The sequence below is a fragment of the Ectopseudomonas khazarica genome (assembly GCF_017915135.1).
GTDB lineage: Bacteria > Pseudomonadota > Gammaproteobacteria > Pseudomonadales > Pseudomonadaceae > Aquipseudomonas > Aquipseudomonas khazarica.
This window is the reverse complement of record NZ_CP068551.1, coordinates 4,142,623-4,168,692: the sequence shown is the minus strand read 5'-3', so window position 1 is coordinate 4,168,692 and position 26,070 is coordinate 4,142,623. Positions and strand designations below refer to the sequence as shown.

At 66.4% G+C, this 26,070-nt stretch carries 24 protein-coding genes; 11 read left to right on the top strand and 13 right to left on the bottom strand.

Annotated features, from left to right (window positions below):
• Positions 1-22 precede the first annotated feature (22 nt).
• From JLK41_RS19645 to rimI, 3 genes are read left to right on the top strand one after another with little or no spacing between them, the layout of a single operon-like run.
• The gene (locus JLK41_RS19645; RefSeq protein WP_037055965.1) at positions 23-961 is read left to right on the top strand and encodes a LysR family transcriptional regulator; all 939 of its coding nucleotides are present in this window, start codon (positions 23-25) and stop codon (positions 959-961) included.
• Positions 962-981: 20 nt separating this feature from the next.
• On the top strand, positions 982-1,773 hold the full coding sequence (locus JLK41_RS19640; RefSeq protein ID WP_210389638.1) for an energy transducer TonB: 792 nt from the start codon (positions 982-984) through the stop codon (positions 1,771-1,773).
• A 31-nt stretch (positions 1,774-1,804) separates the two neighbouring features.
• Positions 1,805-2,257, top strand: a complete 453-nt coding sequence (gene rimI, locus JLK41_RS19635; RefSeq protein ID WP_037055967.1) for a ribosomal protein S18-alanine N-acetyltransferase — start codon at positions 1,805-1,807, stop codon at positions 2,255-2,257.
• A 19-nt stretch (positions 2,258-2,276) separates the two neighbouring features.
• Here rimI and JLK41_RS19630 read toward each other — a convergent pair whose 3' ends face one another.
• The 3 genes from JLK41_RS19630 to hmpA are packed head-to-tail and all read right to left on the bottom strand — an operon-like array spanning position 2,277 to position 4,893.
• Entirely contained in the window at positions 2,277-3,455 is a 1,179-nt protein-coding gene (locus tag JLK41_RS19630) for an NnrS family protein (protein ID WP_210389637.1), read from the bottom strand.
• Positions 3,442-3,693: a hypothetical protein gene (locus tag JLK41_RS19625; RefSeq protein WP_037055969.1), complete on the bottom strand. Its 252-nt coding sequence runs from the start codon at positions 3,691-3,693 to the stop codon at positions 3,442-3,444. The genes JLK41_RS19630 and JLK41_RS19625 overlap by 14 nt, the downstream gene beginning before the upstream one ends.
• An 18-nt stretch (positions 3,694-3,711) precedes the next feature.
• On the bottom strand, positions 3,712-4,893 hold the full coding sequence (hmpA, locus tag JLK41_RS19620) for an NO-inducible flavohemoprotein (RefSeq protein ID WP_210389636.1): 1,182 nt from the start codon (positions 4,891-4,893) through the stop codon (positions 3,712-3,714).
• 193 nt (positions 4,894-5,086) lie between these two features.
• Here hmpA and norR point away from each other — a divergent pair, with 193 nt between their 5' ends.
• Positions 5,087-6,637 (top strand): nitric oxide reductase transcriptional regulator NorR, encoded by a 1,551-nt coding sequence (gene norR / locus JLK41_RS19615; RefSeq protein ID WP_210389635.1) that lies wholly within the window; start codon positions 5,087-5,089, stop codon positions 6,635-6,637.
• A gap of 16 nt (positions 6,638-6,653) precedes the next feature.
• Here norR and JLK41_RS19610 read toward each other — a convergent pair whose 3' ends face one another.
• The 3 genes from JLK41_RS19610 to JLK41_RS19600 are packed head-to-tail and all read right to left on the bottom strand — an operon-like array spanning position 6,654 to position 8,342.
• Positions 6,654-7,580 (bottom strand): class I SAM-dependent methyltransferase, encoded by a 927-nt coding sequence (locus tag JLK41_RS19610; protein ID WP_179554814.1) that lies wholly within the window; start codon positions 7,578-7,580, stop codon positions 6,654-6,656.
• Entirely contained in the window at positions 7,573-7,911 is a 339-nt protein-coding gene (locus tag JLK41_RS19605; protein ID WP_210389634.1) for an FKBP-type peptidyl-prolyl cis-trans isomerase, read from the bottom strand. The genes JLK41_RS19610 and JLK41_RS19605 overlap by 8 nt, the downstream gene beginning before the upstream one ends.
• Entirely contained in the window at positions 7,908-8,342 is a 435-nt protein-coding gene (locus tag JLK41_RS19600; protein WP_134678224.1) for a group II truncated hemoglobin, read from the bottom strand. Before JLK41_RS19600 ends, JLK41_RS19605 begins: the two co-directional genes overlap by 4 nt.
• A 163-nt stretch (positions 8,343-8,505) precedes the next feature.
• Between JLK41_RS19600 and JLK41_RS19595 the strand changes: the two genes are divergently transcribed.
• The 3 genes from JLK41_RS19595 to JLK41_RS19585 all read left to right on the top strand — a co-directional run bounded on the left by JLK41_RS19595 (position 8,506) and on the right by JLK41_RS19585 (position 12,409).
• Entirely contained in the window at positions 8,506-10,869 is a 2,364-nt protein-coding gene (locus JLK41_RS19595) for a DNA polymerase II (protein WP_210389633.1), read from the top strand.
• 199 nt (positions 10,870-11,068) lie between these two features.
• Positions 11,069-12,058 (top strand): TerC family protein, encoded by a 990-nt coding sequence (locus JLK41_RS19590; protein WP_037055982.1) that lies wholly within the window; start codon positions 11,069-11,071, stop codon positions 12,056-12,058.
• A 60-nt stretch (positions 12,059-12,118) separates the two neighbouring features.
• Positions 12,119-12,409 (top strand): hypothetical protein, encoded by a 291-nt coding sequence (locus JLK41_RS19585; RefSeq protein ID WP_210389632.1) that lies wholly within the window; start codon positions 12,119-12,121, stop codon positions 12,407-12,409.
• A gap of 7 nt (positions 12,410-12,416) precedes the next feature.
• Here the strand turns inward: JLK41_RS19585 and JLK41_RS19580 are convergent, their stop codons facing one another.
• The 6 genes from JLK41_RS19580 to JLK41_RS19555 all read right to left on the bottom strand — a co-directional run bounded on the left by JLK41_RS19580 (position 12,417) and on the right by JLK41_RS19555 (position 20,125).
• Positions 12,417-13,544 carry an NAD(P)/FAD-dependent oxidoreductase gene (locus JLK41_RS19580; protein ID WP_210389631.1) on the bottom strand — a complete coding sequence of 376 codons (1,128 nt, stop codon included), beginning with the start codon at positions 13,542-13,544 and terminating at the stop codon, positions 12,417-12,419.
• Between the two features lie 72 nt (positions 13,545-13,616).
• Entirely contained in the window at positions 13,617-15,059 is a 1,443-nt protein-coding gene (rhlB, locus tag JLK41_RS19575) for an ATP-dependent RNA helicase RhlB (protein ID WP_210389630.1), read from the bottom strand.
• Between the two features lie 110 nt (positions 15,060-15,169).
• Positions 15,170-16,333, bottom strand: a complete 1,164-nt coding sequence (locus JLK41_RS19570; RefSeq protein ID WP_210389629.1) for a dipeptidase — start codon at positions 16,331-16,333, stop codon at positions 15,170-15,172.
• Between the two features lie 76 nt (positions 16,334-16,409).
• Entirely contained in the window at positions 16,410-17,348 is a 939-nt protein-coding gene (locus JLK41_RS19565) for a GGDEF domain-containing protein (RefSeq protein ID WP_037055992.1), read from the bottom strand.
• Positions 17,349-17,539: 191 nt separating this feature from the next.
• Positions 17,540-19,441 (bottom strand): acyl-CoA synthetase, encoded by a 1,902-nt coding sequence (locus JLK41_RS19560; protein ID WP_210389628.1) that lies wholly within the window; start codon positions 19,439-19,441, stop codon positions 17,540-17,542.
• 24 nt (positions 19,442-19,465) lie between these two features.
• Positions 19,466-20,125, bottom strand: coding sequence for an alpha/beta hydrolase (locus JLK41_RS19555; protein WP_037055996.1), 660 nt, complete (start codon positions 20,123-20,125; stop codon positions 19,466-19,468).
• 478 nt (positions 20,126-20,603) lie between these two features.
• On the opposite strand from JLK41_RS19555, the gene JLK41_RS19550 reads away from it, so the two are divergent.
• From JLK41_RS19550 to JLK41_RS19535, 4 genes are all read left to right on the top strand, one after another.
• Positions 20,604-21,632: an amino acid ABC transporter substrate-binding protein gene (locus JLK41_RS19550; protein ID WP_037055998.1), complete on the top strand. Its 1,029-nt coding sequence runs from the start codon at positions 20,604-20,606 to the stop codon at positions 21,630-21,632.
• Between the two features lie 139 nt (positions 21,633-21,771).
• Positions 21,772-22,956 carry an amino acid ABC transporter permease gene (locus tag JLK41_RS19545; protein ID WP_037056000.1) on the top strand — a complete coding sequence of 395 codons (1,185 nt, stop codon included), beginning with the start codon at positions 21,772-21,774 and terminating at the stop codon, positions 22,954-22,956.
• A 9-nt stretch (positions 22,957-22,965) separates the two neighbouring features.
• The gene (locus JLK41_RS19540) at positions 22,966-24,063 is read left to right on the top strand and encodes an amino acid ABC transporter permease (protein WP_037056002.1); all 1,098 of its coding nucleotides are present in this window, start codon (positions 22,966-22,968) and stop codon (positions 24,061-24,063) included.
• Between the two features lie 153 nt (positions 24,064-24,216).
• Positions 24,217-24,978, top strand: coding sequence for an amino acid ABC transporter ATP-binding protein (locus JLK41_RS19535; protein WP_037056004.1), 762 nt, complete (start codon positions 24,217-24,219; stop codon positions 24,976-24,978).
• A 66-nt stretch (positions 24,979-25,044) separates the two neighbouring features.
• Here the strand turns inward: JLK41_RS19535 and JLK41_RS19530 are convergent, their stop codons facing one another.
• Positions 25,045-25,989 carry a GlxA family transcriptional regulator gene (locus JLK41_RS19530; RefSeq protein WP_150606393.1) on the bottom strand — a complete coding sequence of 315 codons (945 nt, stop codon included), beginning with the start codon at positions 25,987-25,989 and terminating at the stop codon, positions 25,045-25,047.
• Between the last annotated feature and the right edge of the window lie 81 nt (positions 25,990-26,070).

Below are 26,070 nucleotides of genomic sequence, written 5' to 3'. Positions count from 1 at the left end.
ATGTTTTATAAGTTGCCTCGTCATGGATATCAGCTTCCGTCAGCTTCAGGCGTTCGTCCTGATCGCCGAACAGCGCAGCTTCAGCCGCGCCGCCGAACAGATTCACCTGTCGCAACCCGCGTTGAGCTACAGCCTGCGCAAGCTCGAGGACGCCCTCGGCCTGTCGCTGCTGGCGCGCAACACGCGCAGCGTCGAGCTGACCGATGCCGGCCTGCGTTTTCTCGAGCAGGCGCGGCGCCTGCTGCGCGACATGGACAACGCCGTGCACGATGCCCGCGAGCAGTTGCATCTCGAGAGTGGCTCGCTGCGCATCGCCGTGTTGCCGTCGGTGGCGATCGAGCCGTTGCCACGGGTGTTGCAGGAGTACCGACGGCGCTATCCCGGCATCGACATCAGCCTGTGTGATGGCCGTGCCGGAGAGATCCGCCAATGGGTGAGCGCCGCCGAGGTGGATTTCGCCATCACCTCGGCGGCGGACGATCTCGGGGCGCTGGATTTTCGGCCGCTGTACGACGACAGCCTGGTGCTGCTGGTACGTGGTTCGGCTCGCCTGCACGGCAAGGCCCTGCTGGCTGCACTGCGCGAGCAGGACTACATCGCTACCACCCGTGACACCAGCCTGCGCGGCATGGCCGATGCCACGTTGCAGCGCATGGGCCTGCTGCGCGAGCCGGCGTGGGAGGTGGCCTACATGAGCAGCGCCGCGGCGCTGGCCCGCTCCGGGCTGGGCTATGCGCTGCTGCCGGCGAGTGTCGCCGATACCTTCAACGGCGATGGCAGCCTCGCCGTGCACGTTCTGGCCGAGGCGCCCGTGCGCAGCATCGGCCTGCTGCAGCGCAAGCCCTGCTACCTGAGTCCACCGGCGCAGGCCTTCGTCACGCTGCTGCAGCAACTGACGCGGGGTGCTCAGGGACTATCCGCAGGCGTCGATTCACGCGACAATCCCACCTCTTTCAACTGACTGCACTGGATACCGCTGGTTTGAACACCGAGCTGCGCCGTCGCGCCTACCTCGATGCCATGCAGGTGGCCACCTGGCTGCCGCGTACCGAGCTGCCTTTCGCCGCGCCGTCGCGTCAGGAGCTGCTCGCGCCGCCGCCCGCTGAAGAACCGCAGCCGGCGCAGGCCGAGGCGCCGCTGGCGGCCGTCGAAGCGGTACGCGAGGCGCCTGCCGAGCGCCCCAGGATCGAGATTCCACGACCAGCTGCTCAGCCGCGTCAGGCGGCTGTCGAGACGCCCGTCGCCGCGCCGGAGCCGGTCGAGGAGAAGCCGGTGCGGGTCAACGTCCCGCCGCCGCGCTTCGCCCTGCAGCTGCTGCGTGCCGGCGACTGCGCGCTGCTGGTGGAGCTGCCCACTGGCGAGCCCTTCCAGAGCCGTGACCCGGCCTACATTCTGCTCAAGGACCTGCTGCGTGCCGCCGGCCTGCCGGACAGCCCGCAGCTGCTGGGCGAGCCGGTGCGCTGGCCGCTGCTGGTGCGCGGCAACATGGACCAGGGCCCGCAGGCGGCGCTGGAGTTCGTGCAGAGCTTCGTCGCTGCACGCCTGGAAGAGCAGCCAAGCACCTGCCTCTGGCTGGTCGGCCTGCCGGCCATTCGCTTCGCCGGTGAAGCTGACGAGCACAGCTACAACCGCGAGTTGCAGATCGATGGCCTTGGCGCCTGCTGGGCGTTGCCGGGCCTGGAGCTGCTGATGGAAGAGCCCACGCGCAAGCGCGAACTGTGGCAGGCCATGCGGCGTGTCCGGCAGCGCTGGCTGGCACCTGCTCGTTCCTGAGAATCCCACCCTTGCGCCCGAGTGACGCCCCATGAGCGATGCGATTTCCTTCCGCCCGATGACCGAGGCGGATCTCGATGCCGTGCTGAAAGTGGAGTACGCCGCCTTCAGCCACCCGTGGACGCGCGGCATCTTCAGCGACGCGCTGAAGTCCTACAACTGCTGGCTGATGTTCGAAGGCGGGCAGCAGGTCGGGCATGGCGTGATCAACCTGATCCTCGATGAAGCGCACCTGCTCAACATCACCGTCAAGCCCGAGAGCCAGGGCCGTGGCCTTGGCCTGTGCCTGCTCGAGCACCTGATGAAGGAAGCCCACGAGCTGGGCGGGCGCGAGTGCTTCCTCGAAGTGCGCGCCAGCAACCAGGGGGCCTACCGCCTGTACGAGCGTTTCGGCTTCAACGAAGTGGGGCGCCGGCGCGACTACTACCCGGCCGTGGGTGGTCGCGAAGACGCCCTGGTGATGGCCTGCACCCTGGTCGAGTGAGACGTTTCGGCGTTGCCGTTCAGCCGGGATGCCCGTCCAGCCGCGCCCGGCACAGCATGGGCGCGTAGTTCAGGCTGAACAGGGCGAACGCCATCCCCCAGCACAGCGCCGCCAGCCACAGCCAGTCTCCGCCGGCTGCGACCCGGAGCAGTGCACCCAGGTTGATCAGGGCGAAGGCCCAGGCCATGGCCCTGGGAGGCTGCAGCGGACGCCCGGTATGACCGAGGCTGACCCGCGCCATCATCGCCAGGATCAACCCACCCATCGCCCCCACTGCCAGTGCGTGGCTGGCCAGGCTGGCCTGGGGCAGCCAGCCCAGGTGCCAGGCTGCCATGCCGAGGGCGGCCAGCAGCAGCCAGGCATAGGCCAGGTGCAGCGACCAGAGCAAGGGCACGCGCCAGATGCCGGGCAGGTACCAGCGCCACAGGCGCAGGCCGTGCAGCGTGGCCAGGCCGACGAACAGCGTGGCCAGCCAGGGCTGCGCCTGCAGCCCGTATCCGCTGGCATTCAGCGCGGCGGCCAGCACGCCGCCGAGCAGCAGCGCGCGGTCCTGCCAGGGATGGGGGGCGAAGGCCTCGCTGCGGCCCAGGCCGCGCTGGGTGAAGAAGGGGATCACCCGCCCGCCGATCAGGCTCAGCAGCACAGCGATCAGCCACAGGGCGGCCAGTGCCCCGCGACGTTGCAGGTCGTCGTCGCCCTGCGCCAGGCCGGCGAGGGTCAGTGACTGGCACAGGGCGAGCAGGGCCAGCACCAGCAGGATCGGGTAGTTGTTGCGCTGCCTGGCGCTGATCAGCTGGCGCGCCATCTGCGCGATGAACAGGCCGACGAAGGCCAGTTGCAGGCCGATCAGGACACCCGGCGGCACGGGCACGAACCAGGCCAGGCGTGCAGCCAGCCACAGCCCGAACAGGGCGATCAGTGGCCGTCCGCTGAGGCCGGGGCGTCCCGTCCAGTTCTGTACGGCCGTGAGCAGGAAGCCGGCGATGATCGCCAGGGCGAAGCCGAACGGCATCTCGTGGCGGTGCCAGGCCAGCATGCCGCCGGGCACCGCCACGAGGCTCACCGCACCCTGCAAGGCCAGGGCCCAGAGGGCGATGGCGAGCAGGGCGAAGACGGCTCCGGCGAGGAAGAAGGCGCGAAAGCCCAGGCGCCAGAGCGGCAGTACCGCCAGCGCCTGTTTGCGATCAAGCAACTGCATGCGTACCCGCTCCTTCTGCCAGCCGCGCCTGGGCGATCAGGCGCAGCACGTAGCCGATCTTCAGCACGCTCGGGCCGATCAGCGTCAGGCTGTGTGCCAGTACCAGCGCGGCCAGGCTCAGCTGCTTGTCCAGGCCGTAGGCCGCGACCAGGCCCAGGATCAGAAGCAGCAGGCCGGCCCAGAGCAGGCGGGTGGACAGCAGCAGGATCTGTACGGGTGGAAGATTGAGCGGGTACATGATTCACCTCCTGATCGATCAGCTGTCCAGTGCCGAAGCCGGGCCGAAGAACTCGTAGCGGCTCTGTTCATCCGGGACGCCCAGTGCCTGCAGATGGCGCTTGACCTGAGCCATGAAGGGTTTGGGACCGAGGAAATAGGCGTCCAGGTCGCGTTCGGCGGGCAGCCACTGCGCGAGCAACTCCTGGCTGAGGTAGCCGGTGGCATCGGCCTGGTCAGCGGCGCCTGGCTCGCTGTAGCAGACGTAGTGGCGGATCTGCGGGTGCTCGGCGACCTGTGCGTCGACCCAGTCGCGGAAGGCGTGCACGTCCGCATTGCGCGCGCAGTGGATGAAATGGATGGGCCGCCCGGAGTGGCGCGCCGCGTCGAGCATCGCCAGCGCCGGCGTGATGCCCACGCCGGCAGTGATCAGCGCCAGCGGTTTGTCCGACTCGCTCAGGGAGAAGTCGCCGGCAGGTGGGAACAGGTCCAGCTCATCGCCTTCCCGGACGTTGTCGTGCAGGTGGTTGGAGACGCGCCCGCCCACTTCGCGCTTGACGCTGATGCGGTACTCGCGGCCGTTGGCCAGGGCCGACAGCGAATAGTTGCGGCGGACCTCCTCGCCGTCCAGCAGCAGGCGCATGCCGATGTACTGGCCCGGCAGGTAGTCGAGCAGGGGCCCGCCATCGACCGGTATCAGGTGGAAGGAGGTGATCTCGTCGCTCTCGCCGACCTTGCGAGCCACCCGGAAACGGCGCGCACCACGCCAGCCGCCGGGGGCTGCGGCGTTCTGCTGGTACAGCTGTTCCTCGGCGCCGATGAAGATGTCGGCCAGTTGCTGGTAGGCCACGGCCCAGGCGTCGATCACCGCATCGGTGGCGACTTCGGCGCCCAGCACTTCGCGGATGGCGCGCAGCAGGCAGCCACCGACGATAGGGTAGTGCTCCGGCAGGATCTGCAGGGCGACGTGCTTGTTCACCACCTGCTTGACCAGCGGTCCCAGGGCCTCGAGGCGGTCGATGTGACGGGCGTACATGAGCACGCCGTTGGCCAGGGCGCGGGGCTGATCGCCGCTGGCCTGGTGGGCCTGATTGAACAGCGGGCGCACCTGCGGAAACTCGCTGAGCATCATCCGGTAGAAGTGAGTGGTCAGCGCTTCGCCGCCGCTTTCCAGAAGTGGGACGGTGGCTTTGATCAGGTCGCGTTGGGTGGTGGTGAGCATGGGGAGGGTCTCCGCAAGGCAAATAAAGGCGCCGGGGTGGCTCGTCTGGCCATTGCCGACGTGCTAGCGTTAGCGCTCTATTCATTCCATTAAGCGTGCCATTTATTTTGTTGTTTAAAATCAATGGCTTATATTTTTTGCGGTATTTATGACAGCAACTCTTCTTGTGTCATAAAGACTTCTGGCAGTCGATATGACCACTAATCCCTTGCTCGAAACGCTGATCCCCCTGGTCGCCGACCTGTCCCGCGAACTGGACGATGGCGAGCGCTACCGGCGCTTGCTGGCCGCATTGCGCCGGCTGTTCCCCTGCGATGCAGTGGCGCTGCTCAAGTTCGATGGCGAACTGCTGTTGCCGGTGGCGGTGGAGGGGCTGAGTGCCGATACCCTGGGGCGGCGTTTCAGGATCAGTGAACATCCCCGCCTGGCGGCACTGGTGGAGCATCGTGGCCCGACCCGTTTCGCCGCCGACTGTGGCTTGCCCGACCCCTACGATGGGCTGGTCGACGGCCTGCACGGTCACCTGGAGGTGCACGACTGCCTGGGCTGTCCGCTGTACCTGGATGATCAGCTGTGGGGCCTGCTGACGCTGGACGCGCTCGACCCTTCGAGCTTCGCGCACGTCGACCTGGACAGCCTGGATGCGTTCGCCAGCCTGGCGGCCGCCACGGTCAAGGCCAGCGAGCGCATCAGCGGCCTGGCCCAGCGCGTCGAGACCGAGCGCCAGCTCACCGAGCTGTACAAGCAGGCACGCCAGCAACCGCGCGAGCTGGTGGGGCAGAGTGCGGCGTTACGCAAGCTGCAGGATGAGATTCGCCTGGTGGGCGACAGCCCGCTCACCGTGCTGATCACCGGCGAAACCGGCGTCGGCAAGGAGCTGGTGGCCGAGGCCATTCATGCCGCGTCACCGCGTGCGCGGCGGCCGCTGGTCAGCCTCAACTGCGCTGCGCTGCCTGATTCGCTGGTGGAAAGCGAGTTGTTCGGCCACGTGCGTGGCGCCTTCTCCGGCGCGGTGAACGAGCGCAGTGGCAAGTTCGAGCTGGCCGACGGCGGCAGCCTGTTCCTCGACGAGGTCGGCGAGCTGCCACTGGCGGTGCAGGCCAAGCTGCTGCGCGTGTTGCAGAGCGGGCAGCTGCAGCGGGTCGGCTCGGACCGCGAGCATCGTGTCGACGTGCGGGTGATCGCCGCCACCAACCGTGACCTCGCCGCCGAGGTACGCGCCGGGCGTTTCCGCGCCGATCTGTACCACCGCCTGAGTGTCTACCCGCTGCCTGTGCCACCGCTGCGTGAGCGCGGCCGTGACGTGCTGCTGCTGGCGGGGTATTTCCTCGAAGAGAATCGCGCGCGTCTCGGCTTGCGCAGCCTGCGCCTGGCGGCCGAGGCGCAGAAGGCGCTGCTGGCGCATGACTGGCCGGGCAACGTGCGCGAGCTGGAGCATCTGGTGGGCCGCGCCGCGATCAAGGCGCTGGCGCGGCATGACGAGCGGCCGCGCATTCTCAGCCTGGAGGTGCAGGACCTGGACCTGCCGACGGGGGCTGCGAACAGCGCCGTGGAGGCGACGCTGGCCAGTGCAGAGCCGGTGCCGGCAGGCCTGGAGCTGCGCACGGCGGTGGACGCCTTCCAGCGCCAGCTGATCGAACAGTGCCTGGCGCGTCATCACGGCAAGTGGGCCGATGCGGCGCGTGAGCTGGGGGTGGATCGAGCCAACCTCAGCCGCCTGGCCAAGCGCCTGGGCATTCGCTAGGTCGGATTGAGCCTGGCTACAGCTCGAACACCAGTGCCTTCAGGCCGCTTTCCGGCGAGATGTCGGGAAACTCCGGCGGGTTGTCCAGGCGCTCGACGAAACGCAGCTGTGGCGCCTCGGCGGCCATGCCGGCGATGAGGAAGTCCGGGCCGGTGTCCGGGTCATTGACGCAGGCCAGTACCGTACCCCGTTCGCCGAGCAGCTCCGGCAGGCGACGGAGGATGCGGGCGTAGTCCTGGGTGAGGGCGAAGCTGCCTTTCTGGAAGCTCGGCGGGTCGATGATGATCAGGTCGTAAGGCCCGCTCTTGCGCACCTTGCCCCAGGACTTGAACAACTCGTGGCCGAGAAACTCCACCTGGCTCAGGTCGTGCTGGTTGAGGCGGTGATTGTCGCGTCCACGGGTCAGGGCGGCACGCGCCATGTCCAGGTTGACCACCCGCGTCGCTCCACCGGCAATGGCTGCCACGGAGAAGCCGCAGGTGTAGGCGAACAGGTTGAGCACGCGCTTGCCGGCCGCCTGCTGGCGCACCCACTGGCGGCCCAGGCGCATGTCGAGGAACAGGCCGCTGTTCTGCTTGCTGCCCAGGTCGAGCAGGTAGCGCAGGCCGTCCTCGCGGATCGTCCACTGCGCCTGCTCCTCGCCGGCCAGCCATTCGCTCTCGCTGCCGTGCACGTAGCGATGCTGCAGCAGCAGGCCGCGGGCGCCGCTGGCCTGCCACTCTGGCGTGTCCAGCAGTTCCAGCAGCAACGGGCGCAGGGCGGCATCCGGCTCGCGGAACAGCATGACCAGGACGATGCCCGACAGCCAGTCGACGGTGATCTGCTCCAACCCCGGCCAGCAACGGCCACGGCCATGGAACAGCCGCCGGGTCTCGTCGCCGGGCGGGTTGTGCAGCGCCTGCAACAGGTGCTGGCGCAGGGTGGCGAGGGGCGCGTCAGTCATCGCGGGTCAGCACTTCCAGCAGTTCGATCTCGAAGGTCAGGTCGGCGTTGGCAGGGATCGAGCCGACGCTGCGATCGCCGTAACCCAGGTGCGCCGGTACCTGCAGCTTGCGCTTGCCGCCGACCTGCATGCCCATCAGGCCCTGGTCCCAGCCCTTGATCACCCGCCCGGTGCCGATCACGCACTGGAACGGCTTGCCGCGCGAGAAGGACGAGTCGAACTCGCTGCCGTCGGCCAGCCAGCCACGGTACTGGGTGGTGATCAGGGCGCCCTTGACCACGGCCTTGCCGTCGCCGGGTTGCAGGTCTTCGATGATCAGTTCGTTGCTCATGTCGGGGTTTCCTTGCGGTGACGATTCTGACTGGCCTGCACCGAGCGTTCGGCAGGCACGCGCAGTTGCCTCAGCAGGTAGTCGGCGAATGCCGGCGCATAGCCCTGCAGGGCGATGGCGCCGGCCATGCAGCTCAGCCAGCTCTCGGCCAGGGCCTGGTCGATTGGCCACTGCGAATGGAAGGCCGGGATGCTGATGCTGCCGTATTTCTCGGCGAACAGGCGCGGCCCGCCCAGCCAGCCGCTGAGAAAGCACGCCAGCTTGTCCCGCGACGCGCTCAGGTCGGCCGGATGCAGGGCGCGCAGGGCAGCGGCCTCGGGACGTTCGTCCATCAGCCGGTAGAAGTCGTCGACCAGCCGGCGCAGGCCATCGATACCGCCGGCAGCCTGGTAGGACGCGTCGAGAGTGCCGTAGGGCAGGGTGTCGCTCATCGCGTCCCTCCTGAAAAAGGCGCCATTGTAACCGCTGGCGTAGAATGGCCGGCCATTTGAAGTGCACGCCCTGTGGGAGGCGCTTTAGCGGCGACGGTCGCGGCTCAAGCCCCTCCCACACGTAGCACGTAAGCACCGAGTTTGAATCCGCAGCCCATTCCCGATGACCCAACTCCAGCAAGGCTTCGTGCTCAGCCGCCATTGGCGCGATACGCCGCAAGGCACCGAGGTGGCCTTCTGGCTGGCCACCGATGCCGGCCCGCTACAGGTGCGCCTGCCGTTGCAGGAGTCGGTGGCGTTCATTCCGCTCGAGCAGCGCGCCTGGGCCGAGCCGTTGCTGCGCAATGAACAGGGCGCCGAGTTGCGCGAGCTGGCCCTGCGTGATTTCCGCCAGCGCCCGGTGCTGGGCCTGTATTGCCGTCAGTACCGCCAGTTGCTGCAACTGGAGAAGAAGCTGCGCCAGGTCGGCGTGGATGTCTACGAGGCCGATATCCGTCCGCCGGAGCGTTACCTGATGGAACGCTTCATCACCGCCAGCGTCGCCTTCGAGGGTGTCGAACAGGCGGACGGCAGCCTGCTGTGCAAGTCGCTCAGGCCGGCCGCCGACTACCGCCCGCGCCTGAGCCTGGTCTCGCTGGATATCGAGACCAGCGCCCGTGGCGAGCTGTACTCCATCGCCCTGGAGGGCTGTGGCCAGCGTCAGGTCTACATGCTCGGCCCGGCCAACGGTGACGCCAGCGGCGTCGACTTCGACCTCGCCTACTGCGACAGCCGCAAGGCGCTGCTCGAGTGCCTGAATGCCTGGCTGGAGCAGCATGACCCCGACGCCATCATCGGCTGGAACCTGGTGCAGTTCGACCTGCGCGTGCTGCGTGAGCACGCCGAGCAGTTCAAGGTGCCGCTGCGCCTGGGGCGTGGTGGCGACGTGCTCGGCTGGCGTCAGCACAACAGCAGCCAGCACTACTTCGCCGAGGCGGCCGGGCGGCTGATCATCGATGGTATCGAAGCCTTGCGCTCGGCCACCTGGAGCTTCCCTTCGTTCAGCCTGGAGTCGGTGGCGCAGACCCTGCTGGGCGAAGGCAAGGCGATCGACACGCCCTATGCACGCATGGACGAGATCCAGCGCATGTTCGACGAGGACAGGCCGGCGCTGGCGCACTACAACCTCAAGGACTGCGAGCTGGTCACACGCATCTTCGCCCACACCGAGCTGCTCGCCTTCCTGCTGGAGCGCTCCAGCGTCACCGGCCTGGCCGCCGATCGCAGTGGTGGCTCGGTCGCGGCGTTCACCCATCTGTACCTGCCGCCGATGCATCGCCTCGGCTTCGTCGCGCCCAACCTCGGTGACATCCGCGGCGAGAACAGCCCGGGCGGTTTCGTCATGGATTCGCGTCCGGGGCTCTACGACTCGGTGCTGGTGCTGGACTACAAGAGCCTGTATCCGTCGATCATCCGCAGCTTCCTGATCGATCCGGTGGGGCTGGTCGAAGGCCTGCAGCGCCCGGACGACGCGCATTCGGTGGAAGGCTTTCGCGGCGCGCGCTTCTCGCGCACGCAGCACTGCCTGCCGAGCATCGTCGAGCGCGTGTGGCAGGGGCGCGAGACGGCCAAGCGCGACGGCAATGCGGCGCTGTCGCAGGCGCTGAAGATCATCATGAACGCCTTCTACGGTGTGCTTGGCTCCAGCGGCTGCCGCTTCTTCGACCCGCGCCTGGCGTCGTCCATCACCCTGCGCGGGCACCAGATCATGAAACGCACCCGCGAGCTGATCGAGGCCGAGGGGCACGCGGTGATCTATGGCGATACCGACTCCACCTTCGTCTGGCTCGGTCGGGCGCATGACGAGGACGAGGCGGCGCGCATCGGCCGCGCGCTGGTGGCTCGCGTGAATGCCTGGTGGCGCGAGCACCTGCAGCACACGTACGGGCTGGACAGTGCGCTGGAGCTGCAGTTCGAGACCCACTACCGGCGCTTTCTGATGCCCACCATCCGTGGCACCGAAGAGGGCAGCAAGAAACGCTATGCCGGCCTGGTGCGCGACGCCGCTGGCGCCGAGCGCATGGTGTTCAAGGGCCTGGAAACGGTGCGCACCGACTGGTCGCCGCTGGCGCAGCGCTTCCAGCAGGAGCTGTACCGGCTGGTCTTCGCCGGCGAGCCCTACGAGGCGTACGTGCGCGACTACGTCGAGCGCACCCTGGGCGGTGAGCTGGATGAACTGCTGGTCTATCGCAAGCGCCTGCGCCGGCGCCTCGACGATTACCAGCGCAACGTGCCGCCACACGTGCGCGCCGCGCGCCTGGCCGACGAGCACAACCAGCACCTGGGCAGGCCGCTGCAGTACCAGCGCGGCGGCTGGATCAGCTACCTGATCACCAGGGGCGGGCCGCAGCCGCTGGAGCGCCTGCTGTCACCCGTCGACTACGAGCATTACATCAGCCGCCAGCTGAAGCCGGTGGCCGATGCCATCCTGCCGTTCGTCGGTGGCGACTTCGAGCGCCTGCTGGACGGGCAGTACAGGCTGTTCTGAGTGCTGCTGGCGGGCGCTCTGGCGGGCGTCTCCCGCGCGTGAGGCGGATGCCGCTGGCAGGAAATAATTTGCAAAGCTCGTCCCGTTGAGCGGCGTTCACGGCCTGAATATATTGGCGCCCGTGATGCCGGGCCCCTCTGGCGGTTAACACCGCGATGTCGGAATCACAGTCTGTTCAATCTGACTGTAGGAGGGGCTCATGACTGCCCTCGAACCGTTCCTCTTCGCCGACTTCCTCGGTACGGCCACCTGGTTGTGGCTGGTCTTCATCGCTGTCGTCATCTCCCTGCTGGCCTTCGACCTTGGCGTGCTGCATCGCGACAATCGCGAGATCGGCGTGCGCGAGAGCCTGTTGCTGTCCGCCGGCTACATCAGCGCCGGCCTGCTGTTCGGCGTCTGGGTGTTCTTCCAGAAGGGCGGCGACGCCAGCATGGATTACCTCACCGGCTTCCTGATCGAAAAATCGTTGTCGATGGACAACGTGTTCCTCATGGCCATGATCTTCAGCTTCCTGGCGATCCCGCGGCAGTATCAGCACAAGGTGCTGTTCTGGGGAATCATGGGGGTGCTGGTGCTGCGCGCGATCATGATCGGCCTGGGGGCGGCGCTGATCCATGAATTCAGCTGGGTGCTCTACCTGTTCGGTGCGTTCCTGTTCTTCACCGGAGTGAAGATGCTGTTCTCCAGGCTGGACGACGCACCGGACCTGCAGAACAACCTGCTGGTCAGGTTCCTGCGCAAGCACCTGCGCGTGACCGACGGCCTGCACGGCCAGCGCTTCTTCGTGCGCCAGGACGATGGCAACGGACGCCGCGTGCTGTGGGTGACGCCGCTGTTCCTCGCGCTGATCCTGATCGAGTGTGCCGACCTGGTGTTCGCCATCGACAGCGTGCCGGCGATCTTCGCCATCACCCAGGATCCGTTCATCGTCTACACCTCGAACATCTTCGCCATCCTCGGCCTGCGCGCCCTGTACTTCGCCCTGGCCGCGCTGATCCACCGCTTTGCCTATCTCAAGTACGCACTGGCCCTGGTGCTGGTGTTCATCGGCACGAAGATCTTCCTGGTGGGCATCATCGGCAAGATCCCGGCGGCCGTATCCCTGAGCGTGACCCTCGGCCTGCTGGTCGGTGGCGTGGCGCTGTCGCTGTACAAGACCCGTGGCCAATCGCAGCCACACGAACATTGATGCTCGCCCCGGCCACGCCGCTGGCGTGGTCGGAGGCAGCCCGAAACTGGAGAATCACTGATGAATAGTTGCCGCAAACGCCCCCTGGCATTCGCTGCCTTGGGCGCCATTGTGTTCACCCTGGCCGGCTGCGAGGCCGCCGAGCAGTCGGCGCAGAAACTGGCCGACGAGGCGAAGAAGGAAGCGCAGGCGTTGATCGAGGGCTCGGTCGGAGAGGTGGTGGACGAGGTCAACCGCCAGGTGGACGCCTTGCAGGACTCCACCAACCGCGCCCTGGGCAACGCTGAGGCCGAGGAGGAGGGCAGCGACAGGCCGCACGACGAACCATCCGCCGAACGTCCCGTCGACTGATGAGGCGTCAGCCGAGCAGCCGCTGCGGGCTGAGCATGGCGGCGGTCAGGCCGGCGGCGATCAGCTGTTCCGGCAGCGGCTGCTTGCGGATCAGCGCGGCGCAGGCCTGGCCCATGGCCGCGCTGGTCTGGATGCCGTAGCCGCCCTGTGCGGCGACCCAGAAGAAGCCCGCCGCCTGCGCATCGAAGCCGCCGACCAGGTCGCCGTCGGCAACGAAGCTGCGCAGGCCGGCCCAGGTGTGCTCCGGGCGGCGAATCTGCAGGCTGGTATGGGTTTCGATCTGGTGGATGCCGAGGGCGATGTCCAGCTCTTCCGGCTGCACGTCATGGGCCGCCACCGGGTCGGCATTGGCCGGTGAACCCAGCAGCAGACCGGCATCGGGCTTGAAGTAGAAGGATTCGTCCAGGCTGACCAGCGCCGGCCAGTTCTGGCAGTCGATGCCCGCGCCGGCTTGGAAGGTGAAGGCGGCGCGTCGTTTGGGTTGCAGGCCGATACCGGGCAGCCCGGCCAGCTGGGCGATCTGGTCGCACCAGGCGCCGGCGGCGTTGATCAGCAGCGTGGCGCTGTAGCGTTGCCCCGCGCAATCCACCTGCCAGCCCGCGGCGCTGCGGCTGATCGCCAGCACCTCGCGGTCGCAGTGTATTTCGCCACCCAGCTGGCGGATGCCGCGCAGGTAGCCCTGGTGCAGGGCGGCGGTATCGATGTCGGCGGCGCTGGGGTCGTACAGCGCCCCCCGGACCCGTTCGCGACGCAGCACCGGCACCATGGCGCAGGCCTGCTCGGCGCTGAGCAGGCGAGCCTCGGCGACCTGTTGGCGCGCCTGCTCGAACTGGCGCTGCAGTTCGGCCGCATCGCCGCTGAAATCCACCACCAGTTCGCCACGCGGGGTGAGCAGCGGGTGGTCGCAGAAGCCTGCGGGTGGCGCATCGTAGAAGGCGCGGCTGGCGGCGGTCAGTGCGCGCACCTGAGGCGTGCCGTAGGCCACGGTGTAGAGCGCGGCCGAGCGACCGGTGGAGTGGTAGCCCGGTTGCGCCTCGCGCTCCAGGACGATGGTCTTGCCGTGGCCGGCGAGAAAGTAGCCGGTGGAGGCGCCGGCGATACCGCCGCCGATGATGAGGTAGTCGCAGTGCTGCATGTCGTGTCGTTCGATGGGGTCAAATGAAAAAGGCGAAGCCACAGGCTTCGCCTTTGTTCGCTCGCCGTCGCTTCAGTGCTTGCGCGGCACGGCCTTGAGCAGCTCGTCCGGCGGCATCTCGCACTGGATCTTGCGCCCGATCAGTTCTTCGATCGGCGGCAGGGCGAAGGCGTCGTCCTCGCCGGCGAAGCTGATCGAGGTGCCGCTGGTGCCGGCGCGGCCGGTACGACCGATGCGGTGCACGTAGTCGTCCGGGTCTTCCGGCAGGGTGAAGTTGATCACGTGGCTGATGCCGTCGACGTGGATGCCGCGACCGGCCACGTCAGTGGCGACCAGTACGCGGATGTGTCCGGCACGGAAGCCTTCGAGCACCTTGATGCGCTTGTGCTGCGGCACGTCACCGGACATCTGCGCGGCGCTGACGCCGTCACGGGTCAGGCGTTCCTCGATGCGGCGCACTTCGTCCTTGCGGTTGGCGAAGACCATCACCCGGTCCCAGGCGTTCTGCGTGACCAGGTTGTACAGCAGCTTGTACTTGTCGCTGGAGGCGACGGCGTAGACGTGCTGCTCGACGGTGTCGCTGGCGACGTTCTCCGGCTCGATCTCGACGATGGCCGGGTTGACCGTCCACTGCTTGGCCAGGTTCATCACGTCTTCGGTGAAGGTGGCGGAGAACAGCAGGGTCTGGCGGTCACCCTTCATCGGCGTCTGGCGGATGATCTGGCGCACCTGCGGGATGAAGCCCATGTCGAGCATGCGGTCGGCTTCGTCGAGGACCATCACCTCGACCATGTCCAGGTGCACCTCGCCGCGCTGGTTGAAGTCCAGCAGACGGCCCGGGGTGGCCACGAGGATGTCGCAGAAGCGCGACTCCAGCTGCTTGAGCTGCTTGTCGAAGTCCATGCCGCCGACGAAGCTCATGACGTTGAGCCCGGTGTACTTGGTCAGCTCGGCGGCGTCCTTGGCGATCTGTACCACCAGCTCACGGGTCGGCGCGATGATCAGCGCGCGCGGCTCGCCCATGTAGCGCTCTTTCGGCGCCGGGGTCTGCAGCAGCTGGGTGATGATCGAGATGAGGAACGCGGCGGTCTTGCCGGTGCCGGTCTGGGCGCGGCCGATGGCATCCTGGCCCTTGAGGGTGTAACCGAGGACGCCGGCCTGGATCGGTGTGCAGTAGGGGAAGCCCAGGTCATGGATGGCATGCATCAGCTCGGGCGCGAGCCTGAAATCATGGAAGCGCACCTTGCCTTCGGCGGGCTCGACCACGAAGTCTTCCAGTTTCCAGGTGGCCACCGGCTTGGCCGGGCGTTCGCGACGGGGCTTGTCGGCCTTGGCGGGGCGTGGTTGCTGCTGCGGGCTGGGCGTGCCGGCGTTGTCGCTGGCGGCACGGGCGGGTTTGTTCTTGCGGGAGCGCTGGTCGTCTGTGCCGCGGGCCGGGCTGGGCGCTGCTACGGGGGACGCTTGTGGCTGCTCGTCTTCGGCCTTGCCGAACATTTTCTTGAGTGCTTTGAGCACGGGCTTCTCATCGACTGGTTAAGGAGTGAACGCTCGCCAGTGTAATGCAAGACGCGAGCGTGGCGAAGTGCTTCGCTCGCGTCTGTCAAGGGGACCGAGTGGTCAGCGCCTCATTGCTCCGGCAGGCTGGCCAGCAGCAGGCGCTGCACGTTGCCGCCCATGATCGCGGCGATGGCGCTGTCGTCGAAGCCGGCCTGCTGCAGGCCTTCGGTGATCTGCGCCAGGCCGGTCACGTCGAACGGCGTATGCACGGTGCCGTTGAAGTCCGAGCCGAGGGCGACATGCTCGACCCCGACCTGGTCGACGGTGTAGCGGATGGCCTTGACGATGGCCGCGACCGAGGTGTCGCACACGGCGGTGCTCCAGTAGCCGATGCCGATGACCCCGCCTTTGGCGGCAATGGCCTGGATATGCTTGTCGCTGAGGTTGCGGGTGCCGGGGCAGGTGCCTTCGACCCCCGTATGCGACACCAGCACCGGGCGCGTGGCCATGGCCAGCACCTCATCGATCAGCGGGCGCGAGGCGTGGGCCAGGTCCACCAGCATGGCCTTTTCTTCCAGGCGTGCGATCACCTGACGCCCCAGCGGCGTCAGGCCGCCCTTGTTCAGGCCATGGGCCGAGCCGCCGACTTCATTGTCGAAGAAGTGCGTGAGGCCGGCGATGCGAAAGCCGGCGTCGTACAGCACGTCGATGTTCTCCAGCTTGCCCTCGATGGGTTGCAGGCCCTCGGTGGCCAGCAGCCCGGCGACGCGGCGAGGGTCCTGCTGCCAGGCGGCGATGAAGCCGGCGAGGTCCTCGCGGCTGCGGATCAGCACCAGGCGTCCGTCGCTGCCGGCCGCGGCATCGCGCAGTTTCTGCGCCTGGTACAAGGCGCGCTGCAGCAGGCTGCTCCAGGTTTCCCGTGGCCAGCGCTGGGCCATCGCCAGCAGGGTGATGTTGTCGCTGTCGGCGCCATTGCTCTCCATGTTCAGCCCGCGTGGGGTCTTGGTCACGGTGGAGAACACCTGCAGGCCGAGACGCCCCTCGAGCATGCGCGGCAGGTCCGAGTGCCCGTAGTCGTAGCGCTTGAGCAGGTCGCGCTCCCAGAGCAGGGCGTCGTCGTGCAGGTCGGCGACGAACAGGCCCTGGTGCAGTTTCTGCGCGCTGGCGCTGGTGCTGTAGGGCGGCGGGCTGGCGACGCTGTTCATCTTCGCGTCGAGCAGCGACGGCAGGCCGAGAACGGCCAGGGCGCAGAGGGGAACGAGGAGCAACAGGGCGAGCAGGAGTTTGCGCATGAGTGGCCATCCAGGCGTGTTGTTATGCCGGGCACTCTAGCAGGGAAGTTCTACTGCGGGCGTGTGCGGGGGCGATTCAGCCGCAGAGGCAGTTGCGCCCCTGCTGCTTGGCCTGGTATAGCGCGGCGTCGGCGCGGGCAATCAGTCCCGACAGGCTGTCGCTGTGCTGCATCTGCGCCAGGCCGATGGAGATGGTGACGCCCGGCAGCACGCCGACCGGCGAGTAGAACGAGTCGATCTGCTCCAGGCTGGCACGCAGTCGCTCGCCGATGGTGCGGGCATCCTGATCGGCGATCTCCGGCAGCAGGATGACGAATTCCTCGCCGCCGAAGCGTATCAGGCTGTCCTTGGGGCGGAGCTGGTTGCGCAGGGTGTGGGCGACCAGGCACAGGGCGTAGTCGCCGGCGAGGTGGCCATGCTGGTCGTTGTAGGCCTTGAAGTGGTCGACATCCAGCATCAGCAGCGACATCGGCTCGTCGTTGAAGGCGCAGCGGGTGCTCTCGCGCTCGAATACATGCTCCAGCCAGCGCCTGTTGAAGCAGCCGGTGAGGGTGTCGACATTGGCATTCTGCTCGCTGTCGAGAATCTGCCGGTTGCCCTGGCGAACCCGTTCGCAGAGCAGCTCCAGCAGGTTCTGCATCAGCTGCGGCGATTGCTGGAACAGGGCGATCAGCGACTCACGGTGCAGGCGCAGGACGACCGAGGGACGCTCGGCCACCACATAGGCGGAAGGGTGCTCGTTGTCGATGAAGCTGATCTCGCCTGCGCAGTCGCCCACTTCCAGGGTGCTCACGGCCTGGTTGTCCAGTGAGCCGAGGTAGACGCGCAACTGGCCTGAAATCAGCAGGTAGAGGTGTTGGTTGCGATTGAAGGGGGAGAGCAGGACTTCGCCTGCTTCCAGCTCACAGGCACGAAACTCCCGCAGCAGCTGATCGAGGCTGCTGGCCGCGACGTTGTGAAATAGCCGCAGTTGCTGAACTTGCTGCAGGTCTGCCTGCCAGTGCGCCGATTTCATCGCGATCTCGTCGTGCCAGACCGGGCAAAAACGCCGGAAGGCAAAACCAACGCTCCCTGTCATGTCCACGAATAATCTCTGACATTATTCTTGGGCCGCAGGCCTGGCAATGCTCGGGCAAAGCCTCACCGACCAATGGTTGTACCTCGGTGCGAAGCTGTTAACTGATGCCTGTTCGTGTGTGCTCGAGATCACGGCGCGAAATGAATGCGGTGGCCGACGGCGTAGCCGGCCAGACGCTCGCCGATGGCCGATGCCAGCGCCTCGTCCTGGTTCGGCACATGGACATGGGCCAGCTGCCCGGCCTGGTCATCGCTCAGCACCTCGACGCGGATGGCGGGATGCAGCGCGGCGAGGTCACTCTGGTAGACACGGGCGATGGCGTCGAAGCGCAGTGCCGGCTTGAACGTCTTGCCCACCGCGGTCAACGGGATGGCGTCGACGATCCAGGCGTTCTTGGGGATGGCCGCGCGCTCGGGGATGTGCGCCGCCGCGTGCTCCAGCAGCTCCGCCTCGCTGGCCTGGTTGCCGGGTTTCAGTTGCACGTAGACCACCGGCAGCTCGCCGGCTTTCTCGTCCGGTTTGCCGACGGCTGCGGCCATGGCTACGGCAGGGTGCTTGTGCAGCGCTTCCTCGATCATCTGCGGGTCGATGTTGTGCCCGCCACGGATGATCAGGTCCTTGCTGCGGCCGGTCAGCCAGATGTAACCATCGGCATCGACGCGGCCGAGGTCGCCAGTGTTGAACCAGTCACCGTCGACCCAGATGCCGGCATTCTTGCTCGTCTGCAGGTAACCCTTGAACACCGTCGCGCCACGGATGCACAGGTTGCCGATCTCGTTCTGCGCGGCGTCACGCAGGTAGCGGCCCTGGTCGTCGAGGACCTTGATGCTCACCTCGCAGTAGGGCATGCGCAGGCCGATGGAGCCCGGGCGCCGTTCTCCGGCCGGCGGGTTGGCGCAGCTGCCGCAGGTGCCTTCGGTCAGGCCGTAGCCTTCGATCAGGGTCAGGCCGGTCTTGGCCTCGAACTGACGGATCAGCTCGACCGGCATCGGCGCCGCACCGCACAGCGCGTACTTCAGCGAGGACAGGTCATGGCCTTCGCTGGGCACCTGCAGCAGCCCGGCATAGATGGTCGGTACGCCACTGAAGAAGCTGACCCGGTGACGCTCGATGACTTTCCAGAAATTGCCGATCAGCGTGGTGTTGCGATAGCCCTGTGGCGTCGCCAGCAGCACCTCGGCACCGCCGATGAAGGCAGCCAGGCCGGTGACCACCACGCCGTTGACGTGGAACAGCGGCAGGCCGCAGAGCGTCACGTCGCCCGGACCGAAGCGGGTGACCAGGTTCATGCTGTAGGCCATCGCCACTTCGTTGCCATGGCTGTGCGGGGCGAGCTTGGGCGTGCCGGTGGTGCCACCGGTGTGGAAGTAGCTGGCGACGTCGTTCGCGGCGATGACGCGGCCGCTTTCCAGGTGGTCGTTCGGGCAGGCGGCGATGGTCTCGTCGAAGTCCAGCACGCCTTCCGGCCATGCGCCGCGCTGGGCCTTGAGCGCACTGCGTTGCGGCTCGGGCAGCAGGTTGGCCATGTCCACGCAGAGAATCGCCTTCAGCTCGGGCAGTTGCCCGCGCAGGGCCTGCACCTTGTCCCACAGGTCGGTACCGGGGAAGGGGGCGAGGGTCACCAGCAGTTCGGAGTCCGAGGCGTGGATCAGCTCGGCGATATGCTCGGGATCGAGCAGCGGGTTGATCGCGTTGACGATCCCGGCCGCTTCGCCGCCCCAGATGGTGTAGTGGGTCTGCGGCAGGTTCGGCAGGAGGAACGACACGGCCTTCCCCGGGCGCAGGCCCAGGCGGTGGAAGGCGTTGGCGGTCTGGGTGACCTTGCCCAGCAGCTCGGCGTAGCTCAGGCGCAGCGGGGTTTCCTCGCCACTGCCCTGGAGAATGAACGACAGCGCCGGGGCATCGGGTCGCGCACTGGCCGTCCGGCGGATCAGCTCGAAGGTGCTCGGCGGCAGGTCGCGTTCGCTCAGTGCGACGGCCTCGATCTGCTCGATGTCCTGCAGGGTGCGAATCAGGGGCGCTGTGCTCATTTATTGTGCGTCTCTTCGGTTCGGTCAGCCGGCTTGCAGCTGGCTCAACCAGTCGGCGATATCGCGAATCTCCTCCGGCAGTACCTCATGCGCCATCGGATAGTCGCGCCATTGCACCGGCACTCCGCAGGCGTGCAGGCGATCATGCGCGGCGCGTCCCATGTCGGGCGTCACCACGTCATCGAATTTGCCATGCAAACACAGCACCGGCAGTTGTCTTTTTGTATCCGTCAGCTGCATTTCATCGCTGAAGGTCGGGGCGTAGGTCGACAGCGCCAGCACGCCGCCGAGCGTTTCGGCGTAGCGCAGGAAGGCGGTATGCAGCACCACCGCTCCGCCCTGGGAGAAGCCGGCCAGGACGATGCGTTCGGCGGCGATGCCGCTGTCCCGCTCGGCTTCGATCAGGGCGATGACCTGGTCGGCGGAGGCCTCCAGTTGCGCCTGGTCGATGGCGCGGGCCGGGCTCATGGCGAGGATGTCGTACCAGCTGGGCATGCTCCAGCCGCCATTGATGGTCACCGGGCGTGTGGGGGCCTGCGGCAGGATGAAACGGGTGGTTGCCAGCCGCTCCTGCAGCATCTCCGCGACCGGCAGGAAATCGTAGCGATCGGCCCCCAGCCCGTGCAGCCAGATCACACTGGCATCGGCGGTTTGTGGGGGTTGCAGAATCATGGGTGCGGTCATTGGTAGCTCCAGTGTGGTGCGAGTGCCCGATGTTGGGGCGGCGCTATGTGCCAGTCTCGACTAATCTGTGAATAAGTTGTCGCAAGGGTGAACATTTTGCTCTTGACCCTTGTTCATCCTGCATTTTGCAGGCTGCTGGTACGGGGCTTGCTAAGGCAGATGTGGACTGACGATGCAGTGCGGCAAAGGTAACACTGTGCCATTGCCGACTGCTCAACAGGCAGGAATCTGCTGTGTGGGGTTCCTTAGTAGACCGTCCGGGCGGCACGCCGCCCAGGCGGATGACGATCCGTCTCTGGCCCGTTCAACCAATGGGCAGGGCAGGGGCAGTTGGCCAGCAGAGGGCATTGCCGACTAGACTCCCGCCTGACGTCCGATTTTCTCGCCGACCTCGTTGCTGCCAGCGGGGCGTGCACCTCAAAAGGGTTGGGAAGCCGGACTGAGACTCCAACACAACAAGAGCAACTGGAGGTTTTTGATGAAGATGGTGAAATCCACCCTGGCTATGCTGACCACCGCTGCGGTGCTTGGCGTCAGTGGCTTCGCTCAGGCGGGCGCCACTCTGGACGCCGTGCAGAAGAAAGGCTTCGTGCAGTGCGGTATCAGCGACGGTCTGCCGGGCTTCTCCTATGCAGATGAGAAAGGCAACTACCTGGGTCTGGACGTCGACGTCTGCCGCGCTGTTGCTGCCGCGGTCTTCGGTGATGCCAGCAAGGTCAAGTACAGCCCGCTGACCGCCAAGGAGCGCTTCACCGCGCTGCAGTCCGGCGAGGTCGACATCCTGTCGCGCAACACCACCTGGACCAGCTCGCGCGATGCGGCACTGGGCCTGAACTTTACCGGCGTGACCTACTATGATGGCCAGGGCTTCCTGGTGAACAAGAAGCTGGGCGTTTCCAGCGCCAAGGAGCTGGACGGCGCTACCGTCTGCATCCAGGCCGGTACCACCACCGAACTGAACCTCTCCGACTACTTCCGTGCCAACGGCATGAAGTACACCCCCATCACCTACGATACCTCCGACGAGAGCGCCAAGTCGGTCGAGGCCGGCCGCTGCGACGTGCTGACCTCCGACCAGTCGCAGCTGTACGCGCAGCGCATCAAGCTGGCCAACCCGAACGAGTACGTGGTGCTGCCGGAAGTCATCTCCAAGGAACCGCTGGGCCCGTCCGTCCGTCAGGGTGACGAGGAGTGGTTCGACATCGTGCGCTGGACCCTGTTCGCCATGCTCAACGCCGAAGAACTGGGCGTGACCTCGGCCAACGTCGAAGAAACCGCCAAGACCACCAAGAACCCAGACGTCGCTCGTCTGCTGGGTGCCGAGGGTGAGTTCGGCAAGGACCTCAAGCTGCCGAAAGACTGGGCCGTGCAGATCGTCAAGCAGGTCGGTAACTACGGCGAGTCCTTCGACCGCAACGTGGGTGCCGGTAGCGAGCTGAAGATCGAGCGTGGTCTCAATGCCCTTTGGAACAAGGGTGGTCTGCAGTACGCACCGCCGGTGCGTTGACCGTCCACAGCGGCAGGCGGGAATCTGTTCATAGGCTCGTGCGCGCCTATGGACCGGTTCTCGGAGTCTGCCGCTGTCGTTTCCGCTGATGTGAACTCCGGCCGGCTTGCGTGCGGCCGGGGCTTCCAAGAGGGTTGTTATGCAAACGACTGCTAATGCCCCGCGCCCGCGAGGATCGTTCCTGAACGATCCGCAGGTGCGCGCGTGGCTGTTCCAGATCATCGCCGTTGTCGCTGTCGTGGCGCTCGGCTGGTTTCTCTTCCAGAACACCCAGGCCAACCTGGAGAAGCGCGGGATCATTTCCGGCTTCGCTTTCCTCAACAACAGTGCCGGCTTCGGCATCGCCCAGCACCTGATCGATTACACCGAGAGCGACAGCTACGTCCGCGTCTTCGTGATCGGGCTGCTCAATACCCTGCTGGTATCGGTCATCGGTATCGTGCTGGCCTCCATCCTCGGCTTCCTGCTCGGCGTGGCGCGCCTGTCGCCGAACTGGCTGATCAACAAGCTGGCCACCGTCTACATCGAGATCTTCCGCAACATCCCGCCGTTGCTGCAGATCCTCTTCTGGTATTTCGCCGTGTTCCTCGCCCTGCCTGGTCCCCGGCAGAGCCTGGATGTGGGTGAAACCTTCTTTCTCAACAGCCGCGGCCTCTACCTGCCTGCGCCGAGCCCGTCGGAGAACTTCGGGCTGTTCGCCGTGGTGCTGCTGGCGACCATCGTCGGCATCGTCGCCCTCGGGCGCTGGGCCAAGAAGCGGCGTGAGGCCACCGGCCAGATATTCCCGCTGCTGTGGACCTCGCTGGCGCTGATCGTGGTGCTTCCCGGCCTGGCCGTGCTCGTCGGCGGCAACCCGCTGCAATGGAGCGTGCCGCAGCTGGCCGGTTTCAACTTCCGCGGCGGCTGGGTGATGATCCCCGAGCTGATGGCGCTGACCCTGGCCCTGACCATCTACACCGCCGCCTTCATCGCCGAGAACGTGCGCTCCGGGATCATGGCCGTCAGCCATGGCCAGACCGAGGCCGCCCGCTCGCTGGGGCTGCGTCCGGGCATCACCCTGCGCCTGGTGATCATCCCGCAGGCCCTGCGGGTGATCGTTCCGCCGCTGACCAGTCAGTACCTGAACCTGGCGAAGAACTCGTCGCTGGCCGCCGGCATCGGCTATCCGGACATGGTCTCGCTGTTCGCCGGCACGGTGCTCAACCAGACCGGCCAGGCCATCGAGGTGATCGCCATCACCATGAGCGTCTACCTCGCCATCAGCATCAGCATTTCCCTGCTGATGAACTGGTACAACAAGCGCATTGCGCTGACCGAGCGGTAAGGAGCAGCCATGCAATCCCATACTTTTAAACCGGACCTGCCGCCGCCGCGCATGAGCGTTGGCGTGCTGGGCTGGCTCAAGGCGAACCTGTTCTCCAACTGGTTCAACAGCCTGTTGACCGTCTTCGCGATCTACCTGATCTGGCTGGTGGTGCCGCCGCTGCTGCAGTGGGCGATCATCGATGCCAACTGGGTCGGCAGCACCCGCGCCGACTGCACCCAGGAGGGCGCCTGCTGGGTGTTCATCCAGCAGCGCTTCGGCCAGTTCATGTACGGCTTCTACCCCAGCGAACTGCGCTGGCGCGTGGACACCACCCTGTGGCTGGCAATCGTCGGCGCGGCGCCGCTGTTCGTCCCGCAGATGCCGCGCAAGGCGCTGTACGGCCTGGCGTTCCTGGTGCTCTATCCGCTCATCGCCTGGAGCCTGCTGCATGGCGGCGTGTTCGGCCTGAGCGTGGTCGCCACCAGTCAGTGGGGCGGCCTGATGCTGACGCTGGTGATCGCCTCCGTCGGCATCAGCGGGGCATTGCCGCTGGGCATCCTGCTGGCGCTGGGGCGACGCTCCAACCTGCCGGCGATCAAGGTCCTCTGCGTCACCTTCATCGAGTTCTGGCGTGGTGTGCCGCTGATCACCGTGCTGTTCATGTCCTCGGTGATGCTGCCGCTGTTCCTGCCCGAGGGCATGCACTTCGACAAGCTGATGCGCGCACTGATCGGGGTGATCCTGTTCCAGTCCGCCTACATCGCCGAAGTGGTGCGTGGCGGTCTGCAGGCCATTCCCAAGGGCCAGTACGAGGCCGCTGCGGCCATGGGCCTGGGCTACTGGCGGATGATGGGCCTGGTGATTCTGCCGCAGGCGCTCAAGCTGGTGATTCCGGGCATCGTCAACGTGTTCATCGCCCTGTTCAAGGACACCAGCCTGGTGATCATCATCGGCCTGTTCGACCTGCTCAACAGCATCAAGCAGGCGACCACCGATCCGGCCTGGCTGGGCATGGCCACCGAAGGCTATGTGTTCGCCGCACTGATTTTCTGGATTTTCTGTTTCGGCATGTCCCGCTACTCCCAGCGACTGGAGAGGAAGCTGGATACCGGCCACAAGCGTTAGGAGCTGATCAGTATCTGCTGCGCGTCGGTCAGGCGGCGTTGAAAACGGTCCCGGAATGCTCAGGTACACCAGTACGCTGCGCATCCTCACCTGTTTTCGCCTTGCCTGGCTGCAGCGCCAGATCCTGAATCGGTCCCACGAGAGGAGTGAATTATGAGTGAAGCAGTCAAGCAACCCAGCGCCGAGCCGATGATCCTGCTGCAGGGCGTGAACAAGTGGTACGGCCAGTTCCACGTGCTCAAGGACATCAACCTGAGCGTGCAGGCGGGTGAGCGTATCGTGCTGTGCGGGCCTTCCGGCTCGGGCAAGTCGACCACCATCCGCTGCATCAACCGCCTGGAGGAGCACCAGCAGGGGCGCATCGTGGTCGATGGCACCGAGCTGACCGGTGACCTCAAGCACATCGAGGCGATTCGTCGCGAGGTGGGCATGGTGTTCCAGCACTTCAACCTGTTCCCGCACCTGACCGTGCTGCAGAACTGCACCCTGGCGCCGATGTGGGTGCGCAAGATGCCCAAGCGCCAGGCCGAGGAAATCGCCATGCACTTCCTCGAGCGCGTGCGCATCCCCGAGCAGGCGGGCAAGTACCCGGGACAGCTCTCCGGTGGCCAGCAGCAGCGTGTGGCGATCGCCCGTGCGCTGTGCATGAAGCCGAAGATCATGCTGTTCGACGAACCCACCTCGGCACTGGACCCGGAAATGGTCAAGGAAGTGCTCGACACCATGATCGGTCTGGCCGAGGACGGCATGACCATGCTCTGCGTGACCCACGAGATGGGCTTCGCCCGTACCGTGGCCAACCGGGTGATCTTCATGGACAAGGGCGAGATCGTCGAACAGGCCGATCCGGATACCTTCTTCACCAACCCGCAGAACGAGCGTACACAGCTGTTCCTCAGCCAGATCCTGCACTGAGCCAGCGCCACGCGATTCATCAGGGAGCCTGCGGGCTCCCTTTTTCGTGGTCGCCCGGCGGGCGGGTCAGCTGCTGCGTCGCATGCGTTTGCGGAACGCGCCGGGCGTTTCGCCGCACAGTTGCTTGAAGCGCTTGGCGAAGGTCGCGCGATCACTGAAACCGACCTGGCAGGCGACCTGCTCCAGCGACTGCGTCGACTCGGCCAGCGCCTGCTGCGCCTGGCTGATGCGCAGGCGTTGCAGGTATTCGCCCGGAGTCATCCCGGTGGCCAGGCGGAAGCGGCGCAGCAGGGTGCGCGAGGAGCAATGCGCCTGCCGGGCGAGACGGGGCAGGTCGAGTGCCTCGGCATGGTGTTCGCGCAGCCACTGCAGCAGCGGCGCCAGCGTTCGGTCTTCGCTGTGCGGCAGCAGCGGGGCGAAGCGGGTCTGCGTGCCGCGCTGGCGTTCGATCACCATGGCGGCGGCCACCTGCTGGGCCAGCCATTCACCGGCGTGCAGGGCGATCAGGTGCAGGCACAGGTCGAGTCCCGCCTGGGCGCCGCCCGAGCAGAACAGCGGGCCATCCTCGGTCAGCAGCAGGTCGCTGCGCAGGTGCACCTGGGGGTAGTGTCTGGCGAAGGCATCCGCCAGCGCCCAGTGCGTGGTCGCCTGACGCCCGTCGAGCAGGCCGGCGGCGGCCAGCAGGAAGGCGCTGCTGCACAGGCTGGCGACTTGCTGGCGGTCGCGGTGTGCCAGCCAGGGCAGCAGCCCGGCGTTGCTTTCCAGGGTCAGGCCGACCGCGCTGCCGGTGGCCGGTACGATCAGCAGGTCGGCCTGTTCCGCCAGCTCCAGTCCGCCATCGACCTGGATCTGGGCGAATTCCAGCTGCACGGGACGGGCATCGAGGCTGAAGCGCTGGAGCCTGAAGCAGGGCGCGGCTGCCAGGCGGTTGGCCAGGGCGAAGGCGTCCTGCGCCATGCTCAGGCTGGAGCAGATGGTCTGGGGGCAGACGTACAGCGCGATGCGCAGCATAGCGGTATCCGGTGAAAAGGTTGGCGATTATTGACACAAAGTTGTCCTGATCGCCAATCGTCTTCAGAGCGGGCGACGCGC